The organism is Burkholderia sp. CCA53, assembly GCF_001685525.1.
Taxonomy (GTDB): domain Bacteria; phylum Pseudomonadota; class Gammaproteobacteria; order Burkholderiales; family Burkholderiaceae; genus Burkholderia; species Burkholderia multivorans.
In genome coordinates this window covers 1,592,857-1,614,838 of sequence record NZ_BDDJ01000002.1, presented here as the reverse complement: position 1 = coordinate 1,614,838, position 21,982 = coordinate 1,592,857, and the positions used below count along the sequence as shown (strand labels likewise).

At 67.9% G+C, this 21,982-nt stretch carries 23 protein-coding genes; 2 read left to right on the top strand and 21 right to left on the bottom strand.

Going from position 1 to position 21,982, the window contains the following annotated elements; all coding sequences use genetic code 11:
- The 8 genes from BCR55_RS23460 to BCR55_RS23425 form a co-directional block, all read right to left on the bottom strand.
- Complete coding sequence (locus BCR55_RS23460) at positions 1-891, bottom strand: amidohydrolase (protein WP_065496109.1); 891 nt, start codon at positions 889-891, stop codon at positions 1-3.
- A 73-nt stretch (positions 892-964) separates the two neighbouring features.
- Positions 965-1,906 (bottom strand): ABC transporter substrate-binding protein, encoded by a 942-nt coding sequence (locus BCR55_RS23455; protein WP_006406073.1) that lies wholly within the window; start codon positions 1,904-1,906, stop codon positions 965-967.
- 68 nt (positions 1,907-1,974) lie between these two features.
- Entirely contained in the window at positions 1,975-3,012 is a 1,038-nt protein-coding gene (locus tag BCR55_RS23450; RefSeq protein ID WP_006406072.1) for an ABC transporter permease, read from the bottom strand.
- Between the two features lie 21 nt (positions 3,013-3,033).
- Positions 3,034-4,572, bottom strand: coding sequence for a sugar ABC transporter ATP-binding protein (locus BCR55_RS23445; RefSeq protein WP_065496107.1), 1,539 nt, complete (start codon positions 4,570-4,572; stop codon positions 3,034-3,036).
- Positions 4,573-4,590: 18 nt separating this feature from the next.
- Positions 4,591-5,367, bottom strand: a complete 777-nt coding sequence (locus tag BCR55_RS23440) for an SDR family oxidoreductase (protein ID WP_065496105.1) — start codon at positions 5,365-5,367, stop codon at positions 4,591-4,593.
- A 58-nt stretch (positions 5,368-5,425) separates the two neighbouring features.
- Positions 5,426-6,703 (bottom strand): L-fuconate dehydratase, encoded by a 1,278-nt coding sequence (locus BCR55_RS23435; protein ID WP_006406069.1) that lies wholly within the window; start codon positions 6,701-6,703, stop codon positions 5,426-5,428.
- A gap of 23 nt (positions 6,704-6,726) precedes the next feature.
- The gene (locus tag BCR55_RS23430) at positions 6,727-7,569 is read right to left on the bottom strand and encodes an ureidoglycolate lyase (RefSeq protein ID WP_006406068.1); all 843 of its coding nucleotides are present in this window, start codon (positions 7,567-7,569) and stop codon (positions 6,727-6,729) included.
- A gap of 32 nt (positions 7,570-7,601) precedes the next feature.
- On the bottom strand, positions 7,602-8,366 hold the full coding sequence (locus tag BCR55_RS23425; protein ID WP_065496103.1) for an SDR family oxidoreductase: 765 nt from the start codon (positions 8,364-8,366) through the stop codon (positions 7,602-7,604).
- A 671-nt stretch (positions 8,367-9,037) separates the two neighbouring features.
- Here BCR55_RS23425 and BCR55_RS23420 point away from each other — a divergent pair.
- On the top strand, positions 9,038-9,328 hold the full coding sequence (locus tag BCR55_RS23420; protein ID WP_006396408.1) for a DUF3331 domain-containing protein: 291 nt from the start codon (positions 9,038-9,040) through the stop codon (positions 9,326-9,328).
- A gap of 256 nt (positions 9,329-9,584) precedes the next feature.
- Positions 9,585-9,884 carry a DUF4148 domain-containing protein gene (locus BCR55_RS23415; RefSeq protein ID WP_053298265.1) on the top strand — a complete coding sequence of 100 codons (300 nt, stop codon included), beginning with the start codon at positions 9,585-9,587 and terminating at the stop codon, positions 9,882-9,884.
- A gap of 189 nt (positions 9,885-10,073) precedes the next feature.
- Here the strand turns inward: BCR55_RS23415 and BCR55_RS23410 are convergent, their stop codons facing one another.
- The 13 genes from BCR55_RS23410 to BCR55_RS23350 form a co-directional block, all read right to left on the bottom strand.
- Positions 10,074-11,054: an alpha/beta hydrolase gene (locus BCR55_RS23410; protein ID WP_065496101.1), complete on the bottom strand. Its 981-nt coding sequence runs from the start codon at positions 11,052-11,054 to the stop codon at positions 10,074-10,076.
- A 17-nt stretch (positions 11,055-11,071) separates the two neighbouring features.
- On the bottom strand, positions 11,072-11,560 hold the full coding sequence (locus tag BCR55_RS23405) for a thioesterase family protein (RefSeq protein WP_006406064.1): 489 nt from the start codon (positions 11,558-11,560) through the stop codon (positions 11,072-11,074).
- A 6-nt stretch (positions 11,561-11,566) separates the two neighbouring features.
- On the bottom strand, positions 11,567-12,532 hold the full coding sequence (locus BCR55_RS23400; protein ID WP_006406063.1) for an L-carnitine dehydrogenase: 966 nt from the start codon (positions 12,530-12,532) through the stop codon (positions 11,567-11,569).
- Positions 12,533-12,617: 85 nt separating this feature from the next.
- Entirely contained in the window at positions 12,618-13,547 is a 930-nt protein-coding gene (locus BCR55_RS23395; RefSeq protein ID WP_006396403.1) for a 3-keto-5-aminohexanoate cleavage protein, read from the bottom strand.
- Positions 13,548-13,620: 73 nt separating this feature from the next.
- The gene (locus tag BCR55_RS23390) at positions 13,621-14,574 is read right to left on the bottom strand and encodes a choline ABC transporter substrate-binding protein (RefSeq protein WP_006406062.1); all 954 of its coding nucleotides are present in this window, start codon (positions 14,572-14,574) and stop codon (positions 13,621-13,623) included.
- Between the two features lie 362 nt (positions 14,575-14,936).
- On the bottom strand, positions 14,937-16,154 hold the full coding sequence (locus tag BCR55_RS23385; RefSeq protein ID WP_065496099.1) for a porin: 1,218 nt from the start codon (positions 16,152-16,154) through the stop codon (positions 14,937-14,939).
- A gap of 118 nt (positions 16,155-16,272) precedes the next feature.
- Positions 16,273-17,772, bottom strand: coding sequence for an aldehyde dehydrogenase (locus BCR55_RS23380; protein ID WP_065496098.1), 1,500 nt, complete (start codon positions 17,770-17,772; stop codon positions 16,273-16,275).
- Between the two features lie 37 nt (positions 17,773-17,809).
- Complete coding sequence (locus BCR55_RS23375; protein WP_065496096.1) at positions 17,810-18,283, bottom strand: cytochrome c; 474 nt, start codon at positions 18,281-18,283, stop codon at positions 17,810-17,812.
- A 32-nt stretch (positions 18,284-18,315) separates the two neighbouring features.
- Positions 18,316-18,816 (bottom strand): cytochrome c, encoded by a 501-nt coding sequence (locus BCR55_RS23370; protein ID WP_006406058.1) that lies wholly within the window; start codon positions 18,814-18,816, stop codon positions 18,316-18,318.
- Positions 18,813-19,358 (bottom strand): methylamine dehydrogenase light chain, encoded by a 546-nt coding sequence (locus tag BCR55_RS23365; protein WP_065496092.1) that lies wholly within the window; start codon positions 19,356-19,358, stop codon positions 18,813-18,815. Before BCR55_RS23365 ends, BCR55_RS23370 begins: the two co-directional genes overlap by 4 nt.
- Before the next feature lie 39 nt (positions 19,359-19,397).
- Positions 19,398-20,033, bottom strand: a complete 636-nt coding sequence (gene mauD, locus BCR55_RS23360; protein ID WP_065496090.1) for a methylamine dehydrogenase accessory protein MauD — start codon at positions 20,031-20,033, stop codon at positions 19,398-19,400.
- Positions 20,030-20,611, bottom strand: coding sequence for a MauE/DoxX family redox-associated membrane protein (locus BCR55_RS23355; RefSeq protein WP_065496088.1), 582 nt, complete (start codon positions 20,609-20,611; stop codon positions 20,030-20,032). The genes mauD and BCR55_RS23355 overlap by 4 nt, the downstream gene beginning before the upstream one ends.
- A gap of 7 nt (positions 20,612-20,618) precedes the next feature.
- Positions 20,619-21,776: an amine dehydrogenase large subunit gene (locus BCR55_RS23350; protein WP_065496087.1), complete on the bottom strand. Its 1,158-nt coding sequence runs from the start codon at positions 21,774-21,776 to the stop codon at positions 20,619-20,621.
- Positions 21,777-21,982: the final 206 nt, after the last annotated feature.

Here is a 21,982-nt window from a genome sequence, read left to right as displayed (position 1 = left end):
TTATAGGCGCGCGCCGGACGGTTCCGGCAGCGCATAGCAGCGCGCGGCCGTCCCGCCCCACAGCGCGCTGCGCTCGGCCGCCGACAGCCGCGACTCGGCCCATCGCTCGACGAGCGACGCGACTTCGTCGTACGACGCGGCCAGCAGGCACACGGGCCAGTCCGATCCGAACATCAGCCGCTGCGGGCCGAACGCGTCGAGCGCCGCATCGAGACACTGCTCGATGTGCCGGATGTCCGACGCGCGCAGTCCGCGCCGCCAGTCGGCCTCGGTCACGAGGCCCGACAGCTTGCACACGACGTGCGGCAGCGCGGCCAGTTCGCGCAACGCGGCACGCCAGCGCGCGAGCGCCGTATCGTCGCGGTCGAATTCGGCGAGTGCCGGCTTGCCCGCGTGGTCGAGCACGAGCCAGTGTGCGTCGTGCCGCGCGCAGAACGCCTGCATGTCCGGCAGCTGGCGTTCGAACACGAGCACGTCGTACACGTAGCCGTTCGCCTGCAGCCACGCGACGCCGCGCGCGAAATCGGCATCGTCGACGAACGCGCGCACGTCGGCTTCGTCCTGCAGCTGATGGCGAAACCCGCGCAACTTCGTGCCGCGCCACTCGGCGACGCGCTCGGCCAGTTGCGGCGCGCGCAAGTCCTCCCAGCCGACCACCGCCGCGATACGCGCCTCGTCGCGCGCGAGGTCGAGCAGGAACGCGGTTTCGTCGCGGCCCGCGCGCGCCTGCACGGCGATCGACGCGCCGAGCGCCTGCGCATGCATCAGCGGGTGCAGCGCGTCCGGCAGATAGTCGCGCGCGAGCACGCCCATCCCGGCACCGATCCACGGATAGTCGGCGGCCCGATAGCGCCAGAAGTGCTGATGGGAATCGATACGCAATGCGCCCATGATGTCCTCGTATGCCGTCGTTCGGCGCGGCCGCACGCGTGCGCGACCGCGCGTGCGACGTCGCCCGCAACGTTCAGTCGTACAGTACCGCCTTGATCTTCGGGTCGTCGATGTTGGTCTTGTCGTACCAGTAGAAGCCGGTATCGATGACCTTCGGCAGCTTCTCGCCCTTGATCGCCTTCACGGCCGCCTCGACGGTCTTGTAGCCGATGCCGATCGGGTTCTGCGTGATCGCGCCGGCCATCAGCCCGCTGCGGATCGCGTCCTTCTGCTGCTTGCCCGAATCGTAGCCGACGATCACGACCTTGCGCTTCATCTCGCGCACGCCGTTGACGACGCCGATCGCCGAGCCTTCGTTGGTGCCGAACAGCCCCTTGAGCTTCGGATAGGCCTGCAGGATCGACTTCGTCACCTCGGTCGATTTCAATTGATCGCCTTCGCCGTACTGCACGGTGACGACCTGCACCTTCGGATGCGCAGCCTTCATCCGGTCGAGAAAACCGTCGCGTCGATCGATGCCGGTGCGGCTCGTCTGATCGTGCGCGACCACGGCGACCTGGCCTTCGTCGCCGATCAGCGCGGCGAGCTTGTCGGCGGCGAGCGCGGCGGCCGCCTTGTTGTTGGTCGTCGCGGTGGTCACGGGGATGTCGCTGTCGACGCCCGAGTCGAATGCGATCACCGGAATCTTCTCCGCCTGCGCCTTCTTCAGCAGCGGCAGCGCGGCCTTGCTGTCGAGCGCGGCAAAGCCGACCGCGGCCGGTTTCTTCGCGATCGCGGCGGACAGCATGTCGATCTGCTTGTCGACCATTGCCTCCGTTTCGGGGCCTTCGAACGTCACCCTCACGTGGTAGTCGTTCGCGGCCTGCATCGCGCCCGACTTCACGGCCTGCCAGAACTGATGCTGGAAGCCTTTCGAGATCAGCGGGATGTAGCTTTCCTGCGCGTGCGCGCCGGTCGCGATGCCCGCGGCGAACGTCAGTCCGACGATCGCGTTCAACACCTTGCTCCTGATCACTTCGCGTCTCCTTGGTTATATCCGCTGGAATGCCGGCCCGGCCGGCGGTGATGCGCAGCCTGCGTGCGTCAGCGGCGTCGCCGGCGCAGGATGTCGACGTAGACGGCGAGAATGATGATCACGCCCGTCACGACGGTCTGCCATTCCTGCGCGACCGACATGATGCGCAGCCCGTTGGTCAGCACGCTCATGATGAACGCGCCGATGATCGTGCCGGCGATACTGCCCGCGCCGCCGGACAGCGACGTGCCGCCGATCACGACCGCCGCGATCGCGTCGAGCTCGTAGCCCTGCCCGAGCGCCGGCTGCGCGGAGTTCAGGCGCGACGCGATCAGCAGGCCCGCGATCCCGCATACCGCGCCACTGAACGTATAGACGGCGATCTTCCACGCGTCGACGTTCACGCCGGACAGCCGCAGCGCCTCCTCGTTGCTGCCGAGTGCGAACGTATAGCGGCCGAAGATCGTGCGATTCAGCACGATCGACGCGCCGACCGCGACGACGAACAGGATCAGCACCGCGTTCGGAATCGGCAGTGCCGGAACGAGATGGCCGATCAGCGAATCCTGCGCGATCGCGGTGAAGCCGGGCGTGTCGTTGAAATAGATCGGCCGCGTGCCGGAGATCACGAGCGACAGCCCCTTGAGCAGCATCATCATGCCGAGCGTCGCGATGAACGGCGGCACCTTCATCTTCGCGATGACGAAACCGGACACGCAGCCCGACAGCGCGCCGAAGCCGAGCGCGGCCGCGATCCCGAGCGGCAGCGGCATCCCCCAGTTCGTCAGCACGACGCCGGCCATCACCGCGCAGAACGTCATCAGCGTGCCGACCGACAGATCGATGCCCGACGTGATGATCACGTACGTGCAGGCGACCGCCAGCACGCCGTTCACCGCGGTGGCCTGCAGGATCGCGACGAGGTTGTCGACTTCGAGGAAGTTCGGCGATGCGGCGCCGAAGAACACGATCAGCAGCACGAGGCTCGCGAATGCGAGCAGGCGCTGCCGCGTCGCCGGATTGAACAGGCGCGCGCGAAGGCCCGACGCGGCGGCCGGCGCGTCGCCGGAAGCAAGGGGCGGAACGGGATGCGTATCGTTGGACATGACGGACCCTGAACGGCTGACTCACGACAAAACGGTCGACTCGCGCTGCGTCGCGAGCTGCATGATCTTTTCCTGCGTCGCCTCGGCGGCGCTCAGCTCGCCGGTCACGCGCCCTTCGCACATCACGAGGATCCGGTGGCTCATGCGCAGCACCTCGGGCAGTTCGGACGAGATCATCACGATGGCCTTGCCGTCCGCGGCGAGCGCGTCGAGCAATTTGTAGATCTCGCTTTTCGCGCCGACGTCGATGCCGCGCGTTGGCTCGTCGAAGAACAGGATGTCGCAGTCGCGCAGCAGCCACTTCGCGATCACGATCTTCTGCTGGTTGCCGCCGGACAGCAGCCTCACCGGCTGCGCGACCGACGGCGTGCGGATCGCGAGCTGGCGCACGTATGCGTGCGCGGTGTCGCGCAGCGCGCGCGCATCGACGAACAGGCCGCGGCGCACGAAGCGGCGCAGGCTCGACAGCGCGATGTTGTTCTGCACGTCCATCCCGAGCGCGAGCCCGAAGTGCTTGCGGTCCTCGGACAGATAGCCGATGCCGTGCGCGACGGCGTCTGCCGGCGTGCGGATCGTCACGCGCTTGCCGTGCACGCGGATCTCGCCCGCGTCGACCGGATCGGCGCCGAACACGGCGCGCGCGACCTCCGTGCGGCCCGCCCCCATCAGCCCCGCGAAGCCGAGAATCTCGCCGCGCCGAACGGTAAAGCCGACGTCGCGAATCGCACGGCCGCGCGTGAGGCCGCGCACGTCGAGCGCGACCGCGTTCGACGACGTATCGGGCGGCGTGCGAAACGCGCTGTCGAGCTGGCGGCCGACCATCATCGCGATGATCGCGTCCGTCGAGGTCTGCGCCATCGACACCGTCGCGACGTATTTGCCGTCGCGCATGACCGTCACGCGATCGGCGATCTGACGCAGCTCGTCCATCTTGTGCGAGATGTAGACGATGCCGACGCCGTGCGCGCGCAGCTCGCGGATGATGCGGAACAACTCGGCGATCTCGGCGTCGTTCAGCGCGGCGGTCGGCTCGTCCATGATCAGCACGCGCGAATCGAACGACAGCGCCTTCGCGATCTCGACCATCTGCTGCTTCGCGACCGTCAGCCGGCCGACCCGCGTGCGCGGGTCGAGATCGAGGCGCATGCGCGCGAAGATCGCGGCCGCGTCGCGATTCAGCTTGTCCTCGTCGACGAACACGCGCAGGCGCCCGCGCGGCTCGCGGCCGATGAAGATGTTCTGCGCAACGCTCAGATGATTCATCAGGTTCAGTTCCTGATGGATGATCGCGATGCCGTGCGCCTGCGCGGCACGCGGATCGGCGATGTCGACTTCGCGGCCCTCCATCAGGATCTCGCCGGCATCCTTCGGGTAGACGCCCGCGAGGATCTTCATCAGCGTCGACTTGCCGGCGCCGTTCTCGCCCATCAGCGCGTGCACTTCACCGGCGTACAGCTCGAAGCGGCAATCGTCGAGCGCCTGCACGCCGGGAAAGCGCTTGCAGATGCCGCGCAGCGCGATCAGCGGCGCGGCGGCTTCGGCGTTCGGATCGGGTTGCATGAGGCCTATCCGTCGCGTTCAGACGAGCGCACGATCGAGATGCGTATAGCCGCCGTCGACGAACAGCCATTCGCCCGTCGTGTGCGACGCGCGCGGCGACAGCAGGAACACGGCCGTATCGGCGATCTCGTCGGGTGTCGTGAAGCGCTTGCCGAGCGGCACCTTCGCCGCGATCTCGGCGAGCTTCGCCTCGGGATCCTCGAACGTCGCGATCCAGTTCCGATAGAGCGGCGTCATGACCTCGGCCGGAATCACGGCGTTCACGCGCACGCCGTGCTCGCGCAGCGCGACCGCCCATTCGCGCGTCAGCGCGAGCTGCGCGCCCTTCGACGCGCAATAGCCGCTCGTATTGCCCTGCCCGGTCACGGCCGTCTTCGACGAGATGTTGACGATCGCGCCGCGCGTCGCCTTCAGATGCGGCACGCAGTAATGCGCCATCGCGTAGTAGTGGATCAGGTTGCGCTCGAGCGATGCGACGAACGCGTCGCGCCCTGCGTCGAGCCCGATGCCGTCGTTGACGCCCGCGTTGTTCACGAGCCCGTCGAGGCGTCCGAACGTCGCGATCGTCTGCGCGACCGCGTCGCGGCATTGCGCATCGTCCTGCAGTTCGACCGGCAGATACGTCGCGCGCGGCTGCCGTTGCGCGAGCGCGTCGAGGAACGCGCCGTCGGGCGCGTGGCGCGCGAACACGACCGGAATCGCGCGTTCTTCGGCGAGCCGCATCGAGATCGCGCCGCCGATGCCCGACCCGCCGCCCGTCACGATCACGACCTTGTCCTGCAGATTCAGATCCACTTCGCGTCTCCGTCGTTCATGTCGCGGCCGTGCAGGCCGTCTGTCGGCCGCATTTGCGTCAGCCGCGGAACCGGTATTGCTCGAGCGAGGCGGGCTTCATCTCGATCGAGAAGCCCGGCGCGCTCGGCGGCAGGTACGCCGCGTCGCGCACGACGCACGGCTCGACGAAATGCTCGTGCAGATGATCGACGTACTCGGTCACGCGCCCCTCCTTCGTGCCCGCGATGCATACGTAGTCGATCATCGAGAGGTGCTGCACGTACTCGCAGAGCCCGACGCCCCCCGCATGCGGGCACACGGGCAGCCCGTACTTCGCGGCCATCAGCATCACCGCGAGAATCTCGTTCACGCCGCCGAGCCGGCACGCGTCGATCTGCACGACGTCGATCGCGCGACGCTCGATGAACTGCTTGAACAGCACGCGGTTCTGGCACATTTCGCCGGTCGCGACCTGCACCGGCGCGATCGCCTCGCGGATCTTGCGATGCCCTTCGACGTCGTCGGGGCTCGTCGGCTCCTCGATGAACCACGGCCGCGCGAACGCGAGCGCACGCACCCAGTCGATCGCTTCGCCGACTTCCCACACCTGGTTCGCGTCGATCATCAGCTTGCGGTCCGGGCCGATCACGTCGCGCGCGATCGACACACGGCGAATGTCGTCGTCGAGATTCGCGCCGACCTTCAGCTTCACGTGATCGAAGCCCGCGTCGACCGCTTCGCGGCAGAGCCGCTGCAGCTTGTCGTCGCTGTAGCCGAGCCAGCCCGCGGAGGTCGTGTAGCACGGATAGCCTTCGCGCTCGAGCACCGCGATCCGGTCGGCCTTGCCGGACACCTGGCGGCGCAGCAGGTCGAGCGCCTCGTCCGGCGTCAGGCAGTCGGTCAAATAGCGGAAGTCGATCGCACGCACGAGCTGCTCGGGGCTCATGTCGGCGACGAGCCGCCAGAGCGGCTTGCCTTCGACCTTTGCCCACAAGTCCCACACCGCGTTGACGATCGCGCCGGTCGCGAGATGGATCGCCCCCTTGTCGGGGCCGATCCAGCGCAGCTGGCTGTCCGACGTCACGTGCCGCCAGAAGCGGCCCATGTCCTCGCGGATCCAGTCGAGATCGAGGCCGACGACGAGATGCCGCATCGCGGCGATCGCCGCGCAGCAGATTTCGTTGCCGCGCCCGATCGTGAACGTGAGTCCGTGCCCTTCGAGCCCGTCGCGGTCGGTTTCGAGCACGACGTAGGCGGCCGAGTAGTCGGGATCGGGATTCATCGCGTCGGAGCCGTCGAGCTGGCGCGAGGTCGGAAAGCGCACGTCGAGCACGCGTATCGATCGAATGAGCGTCATGAAGAACCGTCCGCGAAAGAAGGTCAGGCCTGTACCGTGCGCTGGCGCTGCTCGCCCAGCCCGTCGATGCCGAGCGTCATCACCTGCCCGGCACGCAGATAAACGGGCGGCTTCTGGCCGAGCCCCACGCCGGGCGGTGTGCCGGTCGAGATCACGTCGCCCGGCTGCAGGCTCATGAAGCGGCTCAGATAGCTGATCAGGTAGGGCACGCGAAACACCATCGTCGCGGTCGTGCCGTTCTGATAGCGATGGCCGTCGACCTCGAGCCACAGACGCAGCGCATGCGGATCGGGCACTTCGTCGGCCGTCACGAGCCACGGTCCGATCGGGCCGAACGTGTCGTTGCCCTTGCCCTTGTCCCACGTGCCGCCGCGTTCGAGCTGATATTCACGCTCCGACACGTCGTTGACGACGCAGTAGCCGGCGACGTGCGACAGCGCATCGGCTTCGGCGATGTAGCGGCCGCCGCGGCCGATCACGACGCCGAGCTCGACTTCCCAGTCGGTCTTCTCCGATCCGCGCGGAATCTCGACGTCGTCGTTCGGCCCCGAGATCGCGCTCGTCCACTTGCCGAACACGACGGGTTCCTTCGGCACGTCCATGCCCGACTCGGCCGCGTGATCCGAATAGTTGAGCCCGATGCAGATGAACTTGCCGACGCGGCCCACGCAGGCGCCGATGCGCGGCGTGCCTTCGACGAGCGGCAGCGACGACGGCGGTATGTCGCGCAGCCGCGCGAGCGACTCCGGTAGCAGCACGTCGCCGGCGATGTCGTCGACCACGCCCGACAGATCGCGGATCTGTCCGTGCGCATCGAGCAAGCCCGGCTTTTCACGATGTTTGTCGCCGAATCTGAGCAGTTTCATGTCGCGTCGATAGGAAAGGAGAATGGGAACGGTCAGTTGGACCAGCCGCCGTCGATCAGATGAATCGCGCCCGTCGTGAACGACGATTCGTCGGAGGCCAGATACAGCGCGAGCGCCGCGACTTCGTCCGGGCTGCCGATGCGGCCCATCGGCTGACGCGCGACGAACGCCTGTCGCACGGTGTCGACCGGTACCTGCCGCGCCCGCGCCAGCTCGGCGATCCGCTGCTCGAGCGACGGCGACTCGATCGTGCCCGGGCAGATCGCGTTGCAACGAATGCGCTGCTCGACGAAATCGGCGGCGATCGACTTCGTGAGGCCGATCACGGCCGCCTTCGTCGTCCCGTAGACGAAGCGGTTCGGCACGCCCTTCACGCTCGACGCGGCCGAGGCCATGTTGACGATCGACGCGCCACCGGCCGCGATCATCGCGGGCAGCAGCGCGCGCACGAGCCGGTACATCGACGTGACGTTCAGCTGCCACGAGAAGGTCCATGCCGCGTCGTCGCAGTCGAGGATCGAGCCGTGATGGACGTAGCCCGCGCAGTTGAACAGCACGTCGAACGCAGGTTCGGCTGCCGCCAGCGCCGCGATCGCCGTCGCGTCGGTCACGTCGAGCCCGCGCGTGGTCACACGCGTGCCGGCCGCGTCGGCGTCGGCCGCGAGCCGCGCGAGCGCGGCTTCGTCGATGTCCGTCGCCAGTACGTCGGCGCCTTCGCGCGCGAAGCGCAGCGCGGTCGCGCGGCCGATGCCCTGACCGGCGGCCGTGACCAGCGCGCGTTTGCCCTGCAATCTCATGAGCCGCTCTCCGATGACGTCGCCAACGCCCGCAGACCGCCGTACATTGGCGCAATGGACCAAAGGTCCAACCAATCATAGGAAGCGATCCCGCGTTTGTCACGGGCCGGCAATTCAGTGTTTTCCCGAGCGAACGGATCGCGCGGCTGCGCCGCGATGCTGCCCTCTCCGGCACGGCGGCAGGTTCGCCTCGTTCGCCGCACAGCCAATACCGGCGCGGCTTTCAGGCCGTCGCCGCACGCCGCGTCGCGGGCCCTTTCGTCGAAACTGACCGAATCGTCATCTTCGCGTCAGGGTCTCAACGGGCCGCGCGCGCGATCATCCGAAGACCGGGCCGCGCGGTGCGTCGCCAGCGCCCGCCGCCGATCCCTGCGGGCGTCTCCGTCCCCCGGCGGCGCACCCCGTGACTGGGCGAGCAGACACGGTTGCGCGGGCCCGTTTTGCCGCCTCGGACGTTCGCGTCCGGGGCGTTTTTGTGCGCGCGTGCGCAAGAAAATAAGCGTGGATTGTTTCTGAATCGGCAAAAGGTAATTCAATCCAGACAGGATGTTTTTTCACGTCACAGACGCTTACATTTACCGCACCACTCATGGAAACCCCTAACGGAAACGCCATCGGGCACTGAGACCTGTTGCCCGGCGCACACCGCACGAGCTTTAGGAAACGGCACAATGAAGGCTTCCAAATCTTTGCCTGCGCTCGATCCCGCCGACGTCCACGTCGAAATCCTCGAACAGTCCGATACGCTGCTCGTCGTCCGCTGGGTCGAACCCGGCCGCTGCCACTACGGCGAGCAACGCTGGCGCCGCCGCTTCGCGCAGCGCACCGGCACCTGCGCGCTGTCGCGCCAGGTGATCCACCGCGGCGACGAAGTGTTCCGCCCCGCCGAGCGTCCGGCGCCCGCGAATGCCGGCGCGATGATCTCGGCCGCCGAAGTGCTCGGGCTGTCGAGCGGCAAGTAACGCGCTTCGTCGCGCACCGGCATCGCAGTCGCGCCATGCCGGCATGCCACGGCCGCCGCGCGCTTTTCTTCATACTTATTGCGCAAGTTGCAAAGAAAGGCGAATGAAAGATTGATTCTTGCGCCGACTGTTACGACCCAGGAAACAATTTATCGTCAAAATCAGCGTTTACCCTGAGGCCGCCGGTCACTACCATGGAGTCAATCGCTCGAGACATGGTGTCGCGAGCGAACCGAATAAAACACCGGAGGTCATCATGAAATCGCTCGTTATCGCCGCTGCTGCCGCTGCCGCCCTGTCCGCTTCGTTCAGCACGTTCGCCCAAAGCACCGTGACGCGTGCGCAAGTGCGCAACGAACTGGTTCAGCTCGAAAAGGCCGGCTACAAGCCCGGTCTGGCAAGCCCGTACTACCCGAACGACATCCAGGCCGCCGAAGCACGCGTGCATGGCGCCGACGCAAGCGGCTACGGCGCACAGCCGGCGCCGGTCGTCCACTCGGGCGCGCCCGCTGCCGCGACGTCGAACGCACGCGATTCGATCTTCTTCGGCCAGTAAGCCGAAGCGCCCCGAGCGGGCGCCGCGCGTTGCGCGATGAAGCTGTATCCGGACGAGCCCGTCATGCGGGCTCGTCTTTTTTTGCGAAGCACCGCATACCTCCGCCGCCCGGCAACGGGTGGCTTCGCCCGGGCGCATCGCGTCCGGGCGCTTTTTCGTCTGCGGCACGCGAGCCGCGCGGCCGGCCCGCTAGGTATCGGGCGCGAGCAGGAACGCGCCGACCATGCGGTGCAGGCGCGCCGCCTGCGGACTCGTCGCCAGCGCGCGCCAGCAGCCGTGCACGAGCCCCTCGCCCATCCAGTAGCGCGCACGGCCGCCGGCCGCGCGAATCCGTTCGACGTACGCGCGCGCATCGTCGCGCAGCGGATCGTGCTCGGCGCCGATCGCGAGCACCGGCGGCAGTCCGTCGAAACGCGCGGCCTCCAGCGGCAGCGATGCGCGCAGCAGCGGATCCGCGTGCGACGAACGATCGCCGGTGCGCGCCGTTGCCTCGCGTTCGCCCCAGTACCACGCGCGATAGCGATGCACGTCATCGAGCGTCAGCATCGGCGCATGCGCTTCCGTCTCGCGCGCCGGCGATTGCGGTTCGAAGCCGAGCATCGGATAGACGAGCGCGACGCCGTCGATGCCCTCGATGCCGCGCGCGTCCGCATCGCGCAGCACCGTCGCGACGGCCGCCGCGAGATTGCCGCCCGCGCTGTCGCCGGCGAGCGTCAGCGGGGCCGTGCACCGGCCGAACGGCAGGCGCGCATCGCGTGCCGCGCGCGCGACGGCCGCGCAATCCTCGAGCGCGGCCGGCGCACGATGCTCGGGCGCGAGCCGGTAGTCGACCGCGATCACCGCGAGGCCCGTATCGGCCGCGAGCCGCGCGGTGATCAGCTGATGACTGTCGAGCGAGCCGACGACGAACCCGCCGCCATGAAAAAACAGCACCGTGCCGCGCGGCGCGCCGTGCGACGGCGCGTAGCGCCGCAGCGCGATCGCCTGGCCGTGCGGCGCGTGCCATACCGCGTCCTGCCGTGCGACGCCGGCCGGCAGCGTCGCGGGCGTCCACGCGGCCGCGAAGCGGTCGTACAGGCGACGCTGCTCGTCGGGCGGGCACGCGGCCGCGCCCGGCGGATACCAAGCGTCGACCGCCGCGACGAACGCCGCGATTTCCGCTTCGAGCATCGCGTGACCCGCGTACGTTAGCGGCGCGGCGGCAGCGCGATCACCCGGCCCGCATACGCGGGCGCCGCGCAATCGCGCTGCAACGCGTGAAGCTCGGCCACACGCGCGGCGACGTCGTCGTCGAACGGCGCCGATTTCGCGCCGCCGCGCGTATCGACGTGCAGCAGCATCTGCTCGCTCGCCGACACCGCACCGTCGTGCCCGTCCGCGAACAGCTCGAGATACAGATGCAGCCGCTTCGCGTCGTGCGCGAGCACGCGCGCATCGACGCGCACGCGCGTGCCTTCCTTGATCTCCTGCAGATAGTTGACGTGCGCTTCGAGCGTATAGACCGAGCGGCCGCGCTCGCGACGCGCCGCGTCGTCGAGCCCGATGCGGTCCAGCAGCGCATCGGTCGCGAAGCTGAAGATCAGCAGATAGAACGCGTCGCGCAAATGGCCGTTGTAGTCGACCCACTCGGGCCGCACGACGTCGCGGTAGAGCGTCAGCGGGGTATCGCCGGTCATGTTCGTTCAGTCCTCGAATCGCATCCCATGCCGCGCCTTCACCGCGGCGATCGCCTTCAGCACCTCGGTAATGCACTCGTCGCGATAGCGTTCGAGTTCCTTGATGCTGCGCTTGCCCTGCTGCTCGCTCGTGCCGTCGACGACGCGATCGATCAGTTCGTCGGTCAGCGTCGGCGCGACGAGCTTCGTCCACGGCAGTTCGAGCGCGGGGCCGAACTGCTGCATGAAGTGTCGCATGCCCGCGTCGCCGCCGGCGAGCGTGTAGGTCAGGAACGTCCCCATGAAGGACCAGCGGATGCCTGCACCGAAGCGGATCGCGTCGTCGATTTCGCCGGTCGTCGCGACGCCTTCGTTGACGAGATGTAGCGCCTCGCGCCACAGCGCTTCGAGCAGCCGGTCCGCGATGAAGCCCGGCACTTCCTTGCGCACGTGCAGCGGCCGCATGCCGAGCTTCCGATAGATCGCCATCGCGGCCTCGACCGCTTCGGGCGACGTGCGCGCGCCGCCGAGCACTTCGACGAGCGGCAGCAGATACACGGGATTGAACGGATGGCCGACCACGCAGCGCTCCGGATGCGTCGCGCGCGCATAGAAATCGGTCGGCAGCAGTCCCGACGTCGACGATGCGATGATCGCGTCGGGCTTCGCCGCGCGGCTGATCTGCTCGTGCAGTTCGAGCTTCAGCGCTTCGCGCTCGGGCGCGCTTTCCTGGATGAAGTCGGCGTCGGCGACGCAAGCTTCGATCGTCGACTCGAAACGCAGCCGCGCGGGATCGGCGCCCGCTGCAAGACCGACGCGTTCGAGCGCGGGCCACGCGTTCGCGACGTTCGCCCGCAGCCGCGCTTCCGCGCCCGGCGCCGGATCCCATACCACCACGTCGAGACCGTGCGCGAGCGCGCGGGCGATCCATCCGCTGCCGATCACGCCGGTGCCGATGGCGGCGAACGTCTTGATGTCGGTTATCACTGCCATGTCAACGCATCCTTCAATTCGAGAGAAATCGGACGGCGCGCGCGCATCGTGCGCGCCGCCATGTCATATCGGTCGTTCAGCGCGCTCATGCAAATTCGGCGATCGCGCGGCGCTCGAGCGGACGTTCGCCGCGCGGCGGCAGCCCGAGCTTGCGGCGGCCTTCGGCCGGCGTCAGCACGCGTCCGCCGAGCCGCTCGACGATTTCGCGTGCGCGCTCGACGAGCGTGCCGTTGCTCGCGTGAACGCCGCGGTCGAGCCACAGGTTGTCTTCGAGGCCGACGCGCACGTGCCCGCCGAGCAGCATCGCCTGCGCGACCATCGGCATCTGCATGCGGCCGATGCCGAAGCCGGCCCAATGCGCACCCGGCGGCAGGTTGTCGACCATCGCCTTCATCGTGCCGGTGTCGGCCGGCGCGCCCCACGGAATGCCGAGACACAGCTGGAACAGCGGCGGATCGTCGAGCAGCCCTTCCTTCAGCAGCTGCTTCGCGAACCAGAGATGGCCCGTGTCGAAGATTTCCAGTTCCGGCTTCACGCCGAGTTCCTGGATCCGTTTCGCGCCGGCGCGCAGCTGCGCGGGCGTCGACACGTAGATGTAGTCGCCGTCGCCGAAATTGAGCGTGCCGCAGTCGAGCGTGCAGATCTCGGGCAGCAGCTCCTCGACGTGCACGAGCCGCGTGAGCCCGCCGACCAGATCGGTGCCCTTGCCGAAGCGCATCGGATCCTCGCCGGGGCCGATCTCGAGATCGCCGCCCATGCCGGCCGTCAGGTTGATGATCACGTCGACGTCGGCCGAGCGGATCCGGTCGACCACTTCGCGATACAGGTTCGGGTCGCGGCTGCCGCGGCCCGTTTGCGGATCGCGCACGTGGCAGTGCGCGACCGTCGCGCCGGCCTTCGCGGCCTCGATCGCGGCGGCCGCGATCTCCTTCGGCGTGACCGGAATCGCCGGGTGTTTGCCGACCGTGTCGCCTGCGCCGGTGACCGCGCAGGTGACGATGACTTCATGGTTCATGCTGTATGCCTCGCTTGAAACGGGTTGTGTCGCATTGCGCGGAAATCGTTGCGCGCGGCGCGCGCGCCGGCCGTCACAGGCCGAGATACGCCTTCACCGCGGGCAGGCCGTCCTTGCCGTCGAACGTCTTCACGCCCGCGAGCCACGGATCGAGCACCTGCGGATTCTTCTTCAGATACGCCTTCGCGGCGTCGGCAGGCTTCGTCTTGTTCATCACGGCCTGCATCAGCTGGTTCTCGAGCTGCGTCGTGAAGCGCAGGTTCGTCACGAGCTTGCCGGCGTTCGGGCAGCGCGTCAGGAAGTCGGGCGCGGTCAGCGTGTAGACGCGCGCTTCGCCGTAGTTCGGCCCGAACGCCGCGTCGCCGCCCGACAGATAGTTCATGCTGATCTGGATGTTCATCGGGTGCGGTTCCCAGCCGAGGAACACGACCCACTTCTTCTCGCGGATCGCACGTTCGACCGTCACGAGCATGCCCGCCTCGCTCGACTCGACGAGCTTGAACCCGCCGAGCCCGTACTGGTTCGTGTCGATCATCTTCTGGATCGTCGCGTTCGCGCTGCTGCCCGGTTCGATCCCGTAGATCTTGCCGTCGAGTTCCGCGCGGTGCTTCGCGATGTCGTCGAACGTCTTGAGGCCCGCCTGATATTCGTAGCTCGGCACCGCGAGCGTCGCCTTCGCGCCGGACAGGTTCGGCGGTTCGATGACGTTGATCGACTTGCTGTCGAGGAACGGCTGCAGCTGCTTCTGCTGCACGGGCCACCAGTAGCCGAGCGACACGTCGAGCTGCTTGCTCTTCAGGCCTGCGAACGAGATCGGCACGGAAGAGATCGTCGTCGTCGGCTTGTAGCCGAGCGCTTCGAAGACGGTCGACGCGAGCGCCGTCGTGGACGTGATATCGGTCCAGCCGATATCGGCAAAGCGGACGTTGCGGCAGGAGGCGGCATCCGCATCCGCGTGCGCCGCCTGCATGAATGCGCCTGTCGTCAGCATGACCGCGGCCAGCGCGGCGATCTTCGTCGACTTCATGGTCTCTCCCGGTTCAACCGATGGGCCGCGGGTGCGCAGGATTGCGTCCCGGCCTGCATGGTGGACTCAAAAGTAACGAGCCATATTGGCGGCGAGAAGCCCGGCGGCGACCTATTCTTGACTGGCTGCGACTATGAGTGGAAACCACTATGTTGCGCCCGATGCTTGCCGCACGGCGGTTTGCGCGTGGTTTCCGCGGATGCGGGTTTGTTTGGATGCGGCGTCGGGCGATTTGCGGCGGGCGGTCCGTGTCGGGTTGCGGCGCCGCGCGCCTGCGCGGTGCGCGAAGCGGCAGGGCGAAGACGGTCGGGGACCGCCGCCGGCATGCCGCGAGCGCGGCGTGCGGTGTGCGGCGCGACTGCTCAGAAGTTGTGCCGCACGCCCATCGTCAACGCCAGTTGCCGGTTGCCGTTCGCATTCGGCAGGTTCGGAATCTGCGCATAGTTGGCCGGCGCGCCCGTCGCCGGATCGCGACCGATGCCGTGCCCCGCGGCCTGCTGGAAGAAACCGACCGCATAAAGCGCCGTGCGCTTCGAGAGGTTGTAGGTCGCGCCGAGATTGATCTGATGGAGGGTCGGCGAGCCGCTCGCGTCAATCTTCATCGCGTTGTAGATGTATGCGGCACCGAGTGTCAGCGCCGGCGACACCGCAAACGCCGCATTCACCTCGACGATGTCGAAGCGTGCGTCGGCGCCGTGCGGATGCGCGGCATCGGCAAAGTACCGGCTGTCGTCGAGCGTCGTATGCGTGTAGACGAGGCCGAGCGTCAGCGGCCCGATCGTGTACGCACCGCCCGCGCCGATCGCCGTCAACGATCGCGCGTTCTGCAGCGTGCAATACATCGCGGCCGGATTCGAGCACGCGAAATCGCCGATATAGCCGCTCGCGCCGCCGAGCGCCGCGTCGAGCGGCCGGTTCAGATCGAGCACGCCCACGCCGAACGAGAGCGGCGCACGGTTGTAGCTCGCGGCCAGGGCCCAGCCGCGCTGCCGCGAGAAGTCGCCGGCCACGCCGCCGAACGAGAACGTGCCGCTGAACGAGAAACCCGCGAAGGTCGGGCTCGCGTACTGAATCGCGCTGTTCAGGTTGAGCGCCGCGTTCAGGTTGTCGACGTCGCCGATATGCGAGCCGTACAGCGTCGCCCACGGAATGCTCGATGCGTACGGCGCGAGCGTCGTCGTGTACGAGTCGAACTGGCGGCCGACGGTGAGCGTGCCGTAGCGTTCGTTCGTCAAGCCGACCCACGCGTTCTGGTTGAACAGCGTACCGGCCTGCAGCAGGCTGCCGCTGCCGGTCCAGAAGCTGTTCTCGAGCTTGAACGTCACGGCCGTGCCGCCGCCGATGTCCTCGCTGCCCGTCAAGCCGAGGCGCGACGGCGCGAGATTGCCGCCGCCGAGCTGCACGGCGCGGCCGCCGCGCACGCTGCCGTCGGCGCTCGTCGTCTGCTGATCGTTCGTGTACGTGATGCCGGCATCGACGTCGCCATACAGCGTGACGCTGCTCGATGCCTGCACGCCCTGCGCGACGGCGAGCGCCGCCACCGCCGCCACGATCCGGCGCGGCGTCGTCAGACTGTTCATCGGTCATCCCCCTGATCGATCGCGTTGGTGTCGCGCGCGACGGACCGCGCATGCATCGGCCTGGCGTCGCGCGGCGCACTGCTGAAGCGAGCGGGCACGCGCGCGCGTGCCGCAGCGCTCACGCGTAGTTCATCATCACCGACTTCGTTTCCGTGTACTGGTCGATGACCGCGCGCCCGAGTTCGCGGCCGAAGCCCGACTGCTTCATCCCGCCGAACGGCATCGCGTTGTCGAGCAGCGAATGGCAGTTCACCCACACGGTGCCCGCCGCGATGCGCGGCACGAGCTTGTGCACGGCCGACAGATCGTTCGACCAGATGCTCGCGCCGAGCCCGTACGGCGTATCGTTCGCGAGCCGCACGGCCGTATCGATGTCGTCGAACGGCATCGCGACGAGCACCGGCCCGAAGATCTCCTCGCGCACGACGCGCATCGCATGCGTCGTGTCGACGAGCACGGTCGGCTCGACGAAGAAACCCGCGCCGTCGCGCGCGCGTCCGCCCGCGATCGCGCGTGCGCCTTCCTCGAAGCCGGACGCGATGTAGTCGCACACGCGCGCACGCTGCTTTGCCGACACGAGCGGCCCGATCTGCGTCGCCGGATCCATGCCGGGCCCGATCTTCAGACCGGCGGCAATCTGCGCGACGCGCTCCATCACGCGGTCGAATACCTTCGTATGGACGTAGGCGCGCGAGCCGGCCGTGCAGACCTGCCCCTGGTTGAAGAAGATCGCATTCGCGATGCCCTCGGCCGCCTTGTCGACGTCGGCCAGCACGATGACCGGCGACTTGCCGCCCAGCTCGAGCGACATGCGCGTCATGTTGTCGAGCGCCGCGTGGCCGATCGCCTTGCCGGTCTGCGTCGAACCGGTGAACGCGATCTTGTCGATACGCGGATCGCGCGACAGCGCCGCGCCGGCCGTATGCCCGTAGCCGGTCACGATGTTGACGACGCCGTCCGGAAAGCCGGCGTCGCCGATCAGTTCGCCGAGCCGCAATGCGGTCAGCGGCGTATCTTCGGCCGGCTTCAGCACGACCGTGCAGCCGGTCGCGAGTGCGGGCGCAAGCTTCCAGGCGGCCATCAGCAACGGAAAATTCCACGGAATGATCGCGCCGACCACACCGACCGGCTCCTTGCGCGTATAAGTGAACGTCTCGCTGCCCGGCAGATACGGCATGCCGGCGTCGATCACGCTCCCCTCGATCTTGGTTGCCCAGCCGGCCATGTAGCGAAAGCACTGCGCGGCCATCGCGACGTCGAGCCCTTGCGCGACGCTCACCGATTTGCCGTTGTCGAGCGATTCGATCTCGGCGAGTTCGCGCGCGTTCGCGTCGATGAGGTCGGCCAGCGTCAGCAGCAAACGCTCGCGGTCGGTCGTCTTCGCGGCACGCCACGGGCCCGTATCGAAGGCGCGGCGCGCGGCCGCGACCGCGCGCTGCACGTCGTGCTCGTCCGCTTCGGGCACGCGCGCGAGCGTGCTGCCGTCGGCCGGATTGACGACCTCGATCGTGCGGCCCGACGCGGCGTCGCTCCACTCGCCGCCGATCAGCATGCGCTTCGGCTTCGCGAGGAAGGCGCGCGTGGCGTCGAGCAGCGCAAAGTTGTCGTTCGTCTCCATCCTGGTTCTCCTGGAATCGGTCACAGCCGTGAGTGGTTCAGTAGCGGTCGGCGACGCCGTCGATGCCGCGCTCGTGCAACGCGCGAACGAGCCGTGCGCGTACGGTCGCGACGTCGGACAAGGCGGGACGGCGATGCGCGGCGACTTCGTCGGCCGTATAGGGCTTGAAGTCGCGCGGCAGCGCATCGCGACTCATCGTCGTCAGCACCCAGTTCAATACGTCGGCCAGTTCCTGATCGGACAGCGCCGAATTCGATGCGCCGGGCACGCGCATCACGTACTCGCGTCCGGCCGGCACATGCGTGAAATAGCCGAGCGAATTCGCGAGCGGCGGCACCTTGCCGGGAATGCCGCCGCCCGTCGCCGTATGGCAGCCCATGCAGTTGAGCACCCAGTGCTGCCGCGCGCGCGCGGCATCGGCAACGTCGCCGGCCCATGCGTGTGCCGCCATCGCACACGCGGCGGCGGCAGACAGCCACCGTGCGGCGACGCGCCTGCCGACGCGACGCACTGCGCCGTGGCAGCCCCGTGCACGCGCGGCAGTCACAGCCCGAGCCCCTTCGTCACCGCCGCGCGCTGGGCGTGCACGGCCGCGCCGTCCATCTCCTTCGCGCGCCCCGCGCGAATCTCGGCCGCGGTGAACGGCTTCGCATCGCCGTGCTGCACGCCGAGATCGAACACGATGTAGTTCAGCACGTGCGCGATATCGTCATCGCTCGCACTCGCAAACGACGGCATCTTGAAGTTGTAGTGTTTGTCGCGCACCGCGATCTCGCCGAACATGCCGTGCAGCAGCGTCGCGACGAGCTGCGCGCGACCCTGCTCGACCGTCGCGTACTTGCCCGGATAGTCGGTCAGCGGCGGCGCGAGGCCGTCCTGCCCCTTGCCGCCCGCCTGATGACACACCGCGCATTGCGCATCGAACAGGCTCTTGCCCGCCGGGTAGTGCACGGCCTGCTGCGCGCCGGCCGCACCGGGCCACGCGAATGCGACGGCCGCCGCCACGCATGCGGCCCCCCACTTGCTTGCATCGATCGCCTTCATTGCTTTGCCGCTCCCAGCAGGACCGAAACCGAACAGTGATAGTTCGAGTTGCCGTTCGCCATGCACCAGTTGATGTCGTTGTTTAGAGACAGCTTGTAGAGCGGCTTCTCGCGCTCGTTCCGGTTGCAGAAGCACTTGCCGCACGAGGTTTTCCCGCAGCAGTCGTTGTACGACACGATGTAGTCCGACCCGTCGTGCGGATTGCGGCAGGTGCCGATCCACGTGATCGGCGACGGCGTCGTGCCGGGCGGGCAGCTGCTCGACGTACCGCCGCAGCAGCTGCAGAGCCACCCGTCGATCGCGCAGTATTTCCAGTAGTCGCAGCTCGTCGGATCGTCGCTCGTGCCCGAGGCGGCCGCGCCGCCGGCACTCGACGCGCCGGACGCCGCATCGCCCGCATACGCGGTGCGATCGACGGGCAACAGCGGCAGCATCGCGGATCCGACGAGCACCTTGCCGAGCTTCGCCATCGTGCTGCGCCGCGAGCTGTGCTGCGCGACGCCGCGCGCGGAGCGCTCGAACCATGAATCAAACAGCCCCATCTCGTTGTTCTCCCGTGACGTTGAAAAAGGTCCGGTCGCTCACGCGTGCTGCGCGTGCGCTTCGTGGCCGTGACGATCGCGATCGCCGTGCACGAACTGCTGCAGCGATGCGACGCCGCGCTCCTTCGCTTCGAACAGGCTCTCCAGATGCTCGCGCGTATTGACGAGCCCCTTCGCGCGCACCGTGCCCGTTTCGTCGAGCAGCACCGCGTAGGGCAGCTTGCCGATCTGATAGGCGAGGCCGAGCTCCTGCGACAGCACGTACGGGAAGCGTGAGAGGTCGTGCTTCTGCGCGAAGCGCGCATGCTCGTCGCGATCGCCGTCGCTGGCGAGCACGATGTCGACCGGCGTCGTTTCGCTCGCCTGCAGCGACGGCAGCAGCGGCAGCAGCTTCTTGCACACCGGGCAGGTCGGCGACAGGAAGAACAGCAGCGTCGAGCGGCCTGCCGTGTCGATGCCGCCGATCTTCACGCGCGTGCCGCGAATGTCGGTCAGCTCGAACGTCGGCGCGATTGCACCGACGGCCGGCCCCTTGTCGATCATCAGTGCGCCGGCCGGCATGATCCGTTCGTACAAGATGCCGATCTGACGGACGAGCGCGAGACAGATCGCGCCGAGCGCGACGACGGCAACCCACAGCAGGGCGGTGGAAACGGCAAGAGCGGTTTGCATCATGAATTCCTCATAGCGGTCAGGCGCGGTACGTTGGCGAGCAGCACGTCGACGGTGAGCAGCGCGCAGACGATCAGCGGTACGGAAAAGAACAGCGTCAGATAGTCGAACCACACGACGGCACGTGTGTCGGGTGCGAGCAGTGCCGTCGCGACCAGCGCGACGAGCAGCAGCACACGTGCGACGTGCAGCCAGCCGATGCGACGCGGCGTGCCGTCGCCCGACGCAGCGGCGCCCGGCACGGCGCGGACGCCGGCAAGCCCGGTGCAGCCGCAGTCGATGTCGGTGCGGCCGCGCAGGATGTTGGCGGCGAGCGCGGCAGCGAACGCGATCAGCAGCGCGATCAGGCCGATCGCGGCGGCCGTACGCGTAGCGGGGAACAGCAGCGCGGCGGCGCCGAGCGCTTCGACAAGCGGGATCGCGAGCGCGGCCGGCGCGACGAGTGCGTCCGGCAACAGCCGGTAGCCGGCCACCGCGTCACGGAACGCAACCGGCGCGCGCAGCTTCGCAATCGCGCCGAGCAGCACGACGGCGGCTGCGCCGGCCTGCGCGCTGGTGGCGAGTACGGGATCGATCGTCATCGCGGCCTCACGGGTTGACGAGCAGCGTCGACGTGTTGCCGATCTGCTTCTCGACGTGCTGCAGCTTGCCGCTGCGCGCGTCGATCACGACGAGATCGGACGCCGCCGTCAGCCCGTAAAGCAGCGGCGCATCGTCGTCGCTCACCTGGATCGACACGAGCGGCTCGACCTTCTGCTGCGCGAGATCCCAGCGCGCGATGCGCTGCTTCGTCTTCAGGTCGTACGCCCACACCTGCGTGCCGGGATCCTTGTGCGAGTGCGCGTCGCCCTGGTGCATCAGCACGTAGTAGCGGTCGAGCTTCGCGTGCACCGCGGTCTGCTGCATGCCGCCCGGACGCCATCCTTGCGCGCGCTCCGCATCGCTCAGCAGCGACCACGGCCGGCCGAACGACGGCTGATCGCCGCTGAAGTCCGCACGCCGCACGTTGCCGCCGAACGTCGTGAACAGATAGCCGCCGCGATACGGCGACGCATTCACGAATGCGGGGTCGCGATCGACGTCGATGAACGCATCCGACATCGTGCGCTTCACTTCGTGGCCGTTCGCGTCGAGCATGACCGTCAACGCCTTGCCGCTTTCGCAGAGCGAAGTAAAGCGATCGTTCGCGCTCGGATACGCGAGCACGCAGGCGGCCGTGTCGATTTCGGAGAGCACCTTCTTCGAGACCGCGTCGATCACCGTCACCGATGCAGCGGGCGTGATGTTCGCGACGTACAGCCGCTTGCCGTCCGCGCTGAACGCGGTGTTGTACGGCGACGGCACGTGCTGCGCATGCTTCGCCGGAATCGCGATCTCGCCGGCATGATCGAGCGTCGTGTTGTCGGTCAGCTCGACGACGTCCGTGCGCGCGCCGTGCGAGCCGCGCGAGAAGTAAGTCGTCGCGACGTAGCTGGTCTTGTGATCGGGCGAAATCGCCAGGCCGGGCGCGAAGCCCGCGTCGATCTGGCCGAGCAGCTTTTTCGCATCGGCGTCGTAGACGTAGATGCGTCCGTCGGTCATCGACGGCATCGAGATGTCGACGATGTAGATCTCGTGCGGATGCCATGGCGGCATCTTCTGCACGACCAGTTCCTCCGGTTTCTCTGCTGCGTGCGCGCCGCCGGCCGATGTCGCAGCGAGCGCCAGCGTCGCTGCGAGCGCCGCGGCTCGTCGCGTTGTCCTCATGTCGCCTCCAGTCGGAAAATCGTGTGATGTGGGGCGACTGTAGTTCGACAATAAATCGCGTCAGCACCCGGACCGGCAACGCGTGCGTGCCGATTCGGGATATTGGAAAACCGCCTGAAAGCCGCGCGTCGCGCGCACGCTCCGACCCTTGGCACGCGGCGCCCGGAATAACCCTCGGCCTTATTGCACCGGTCGGTCGGCCGGTT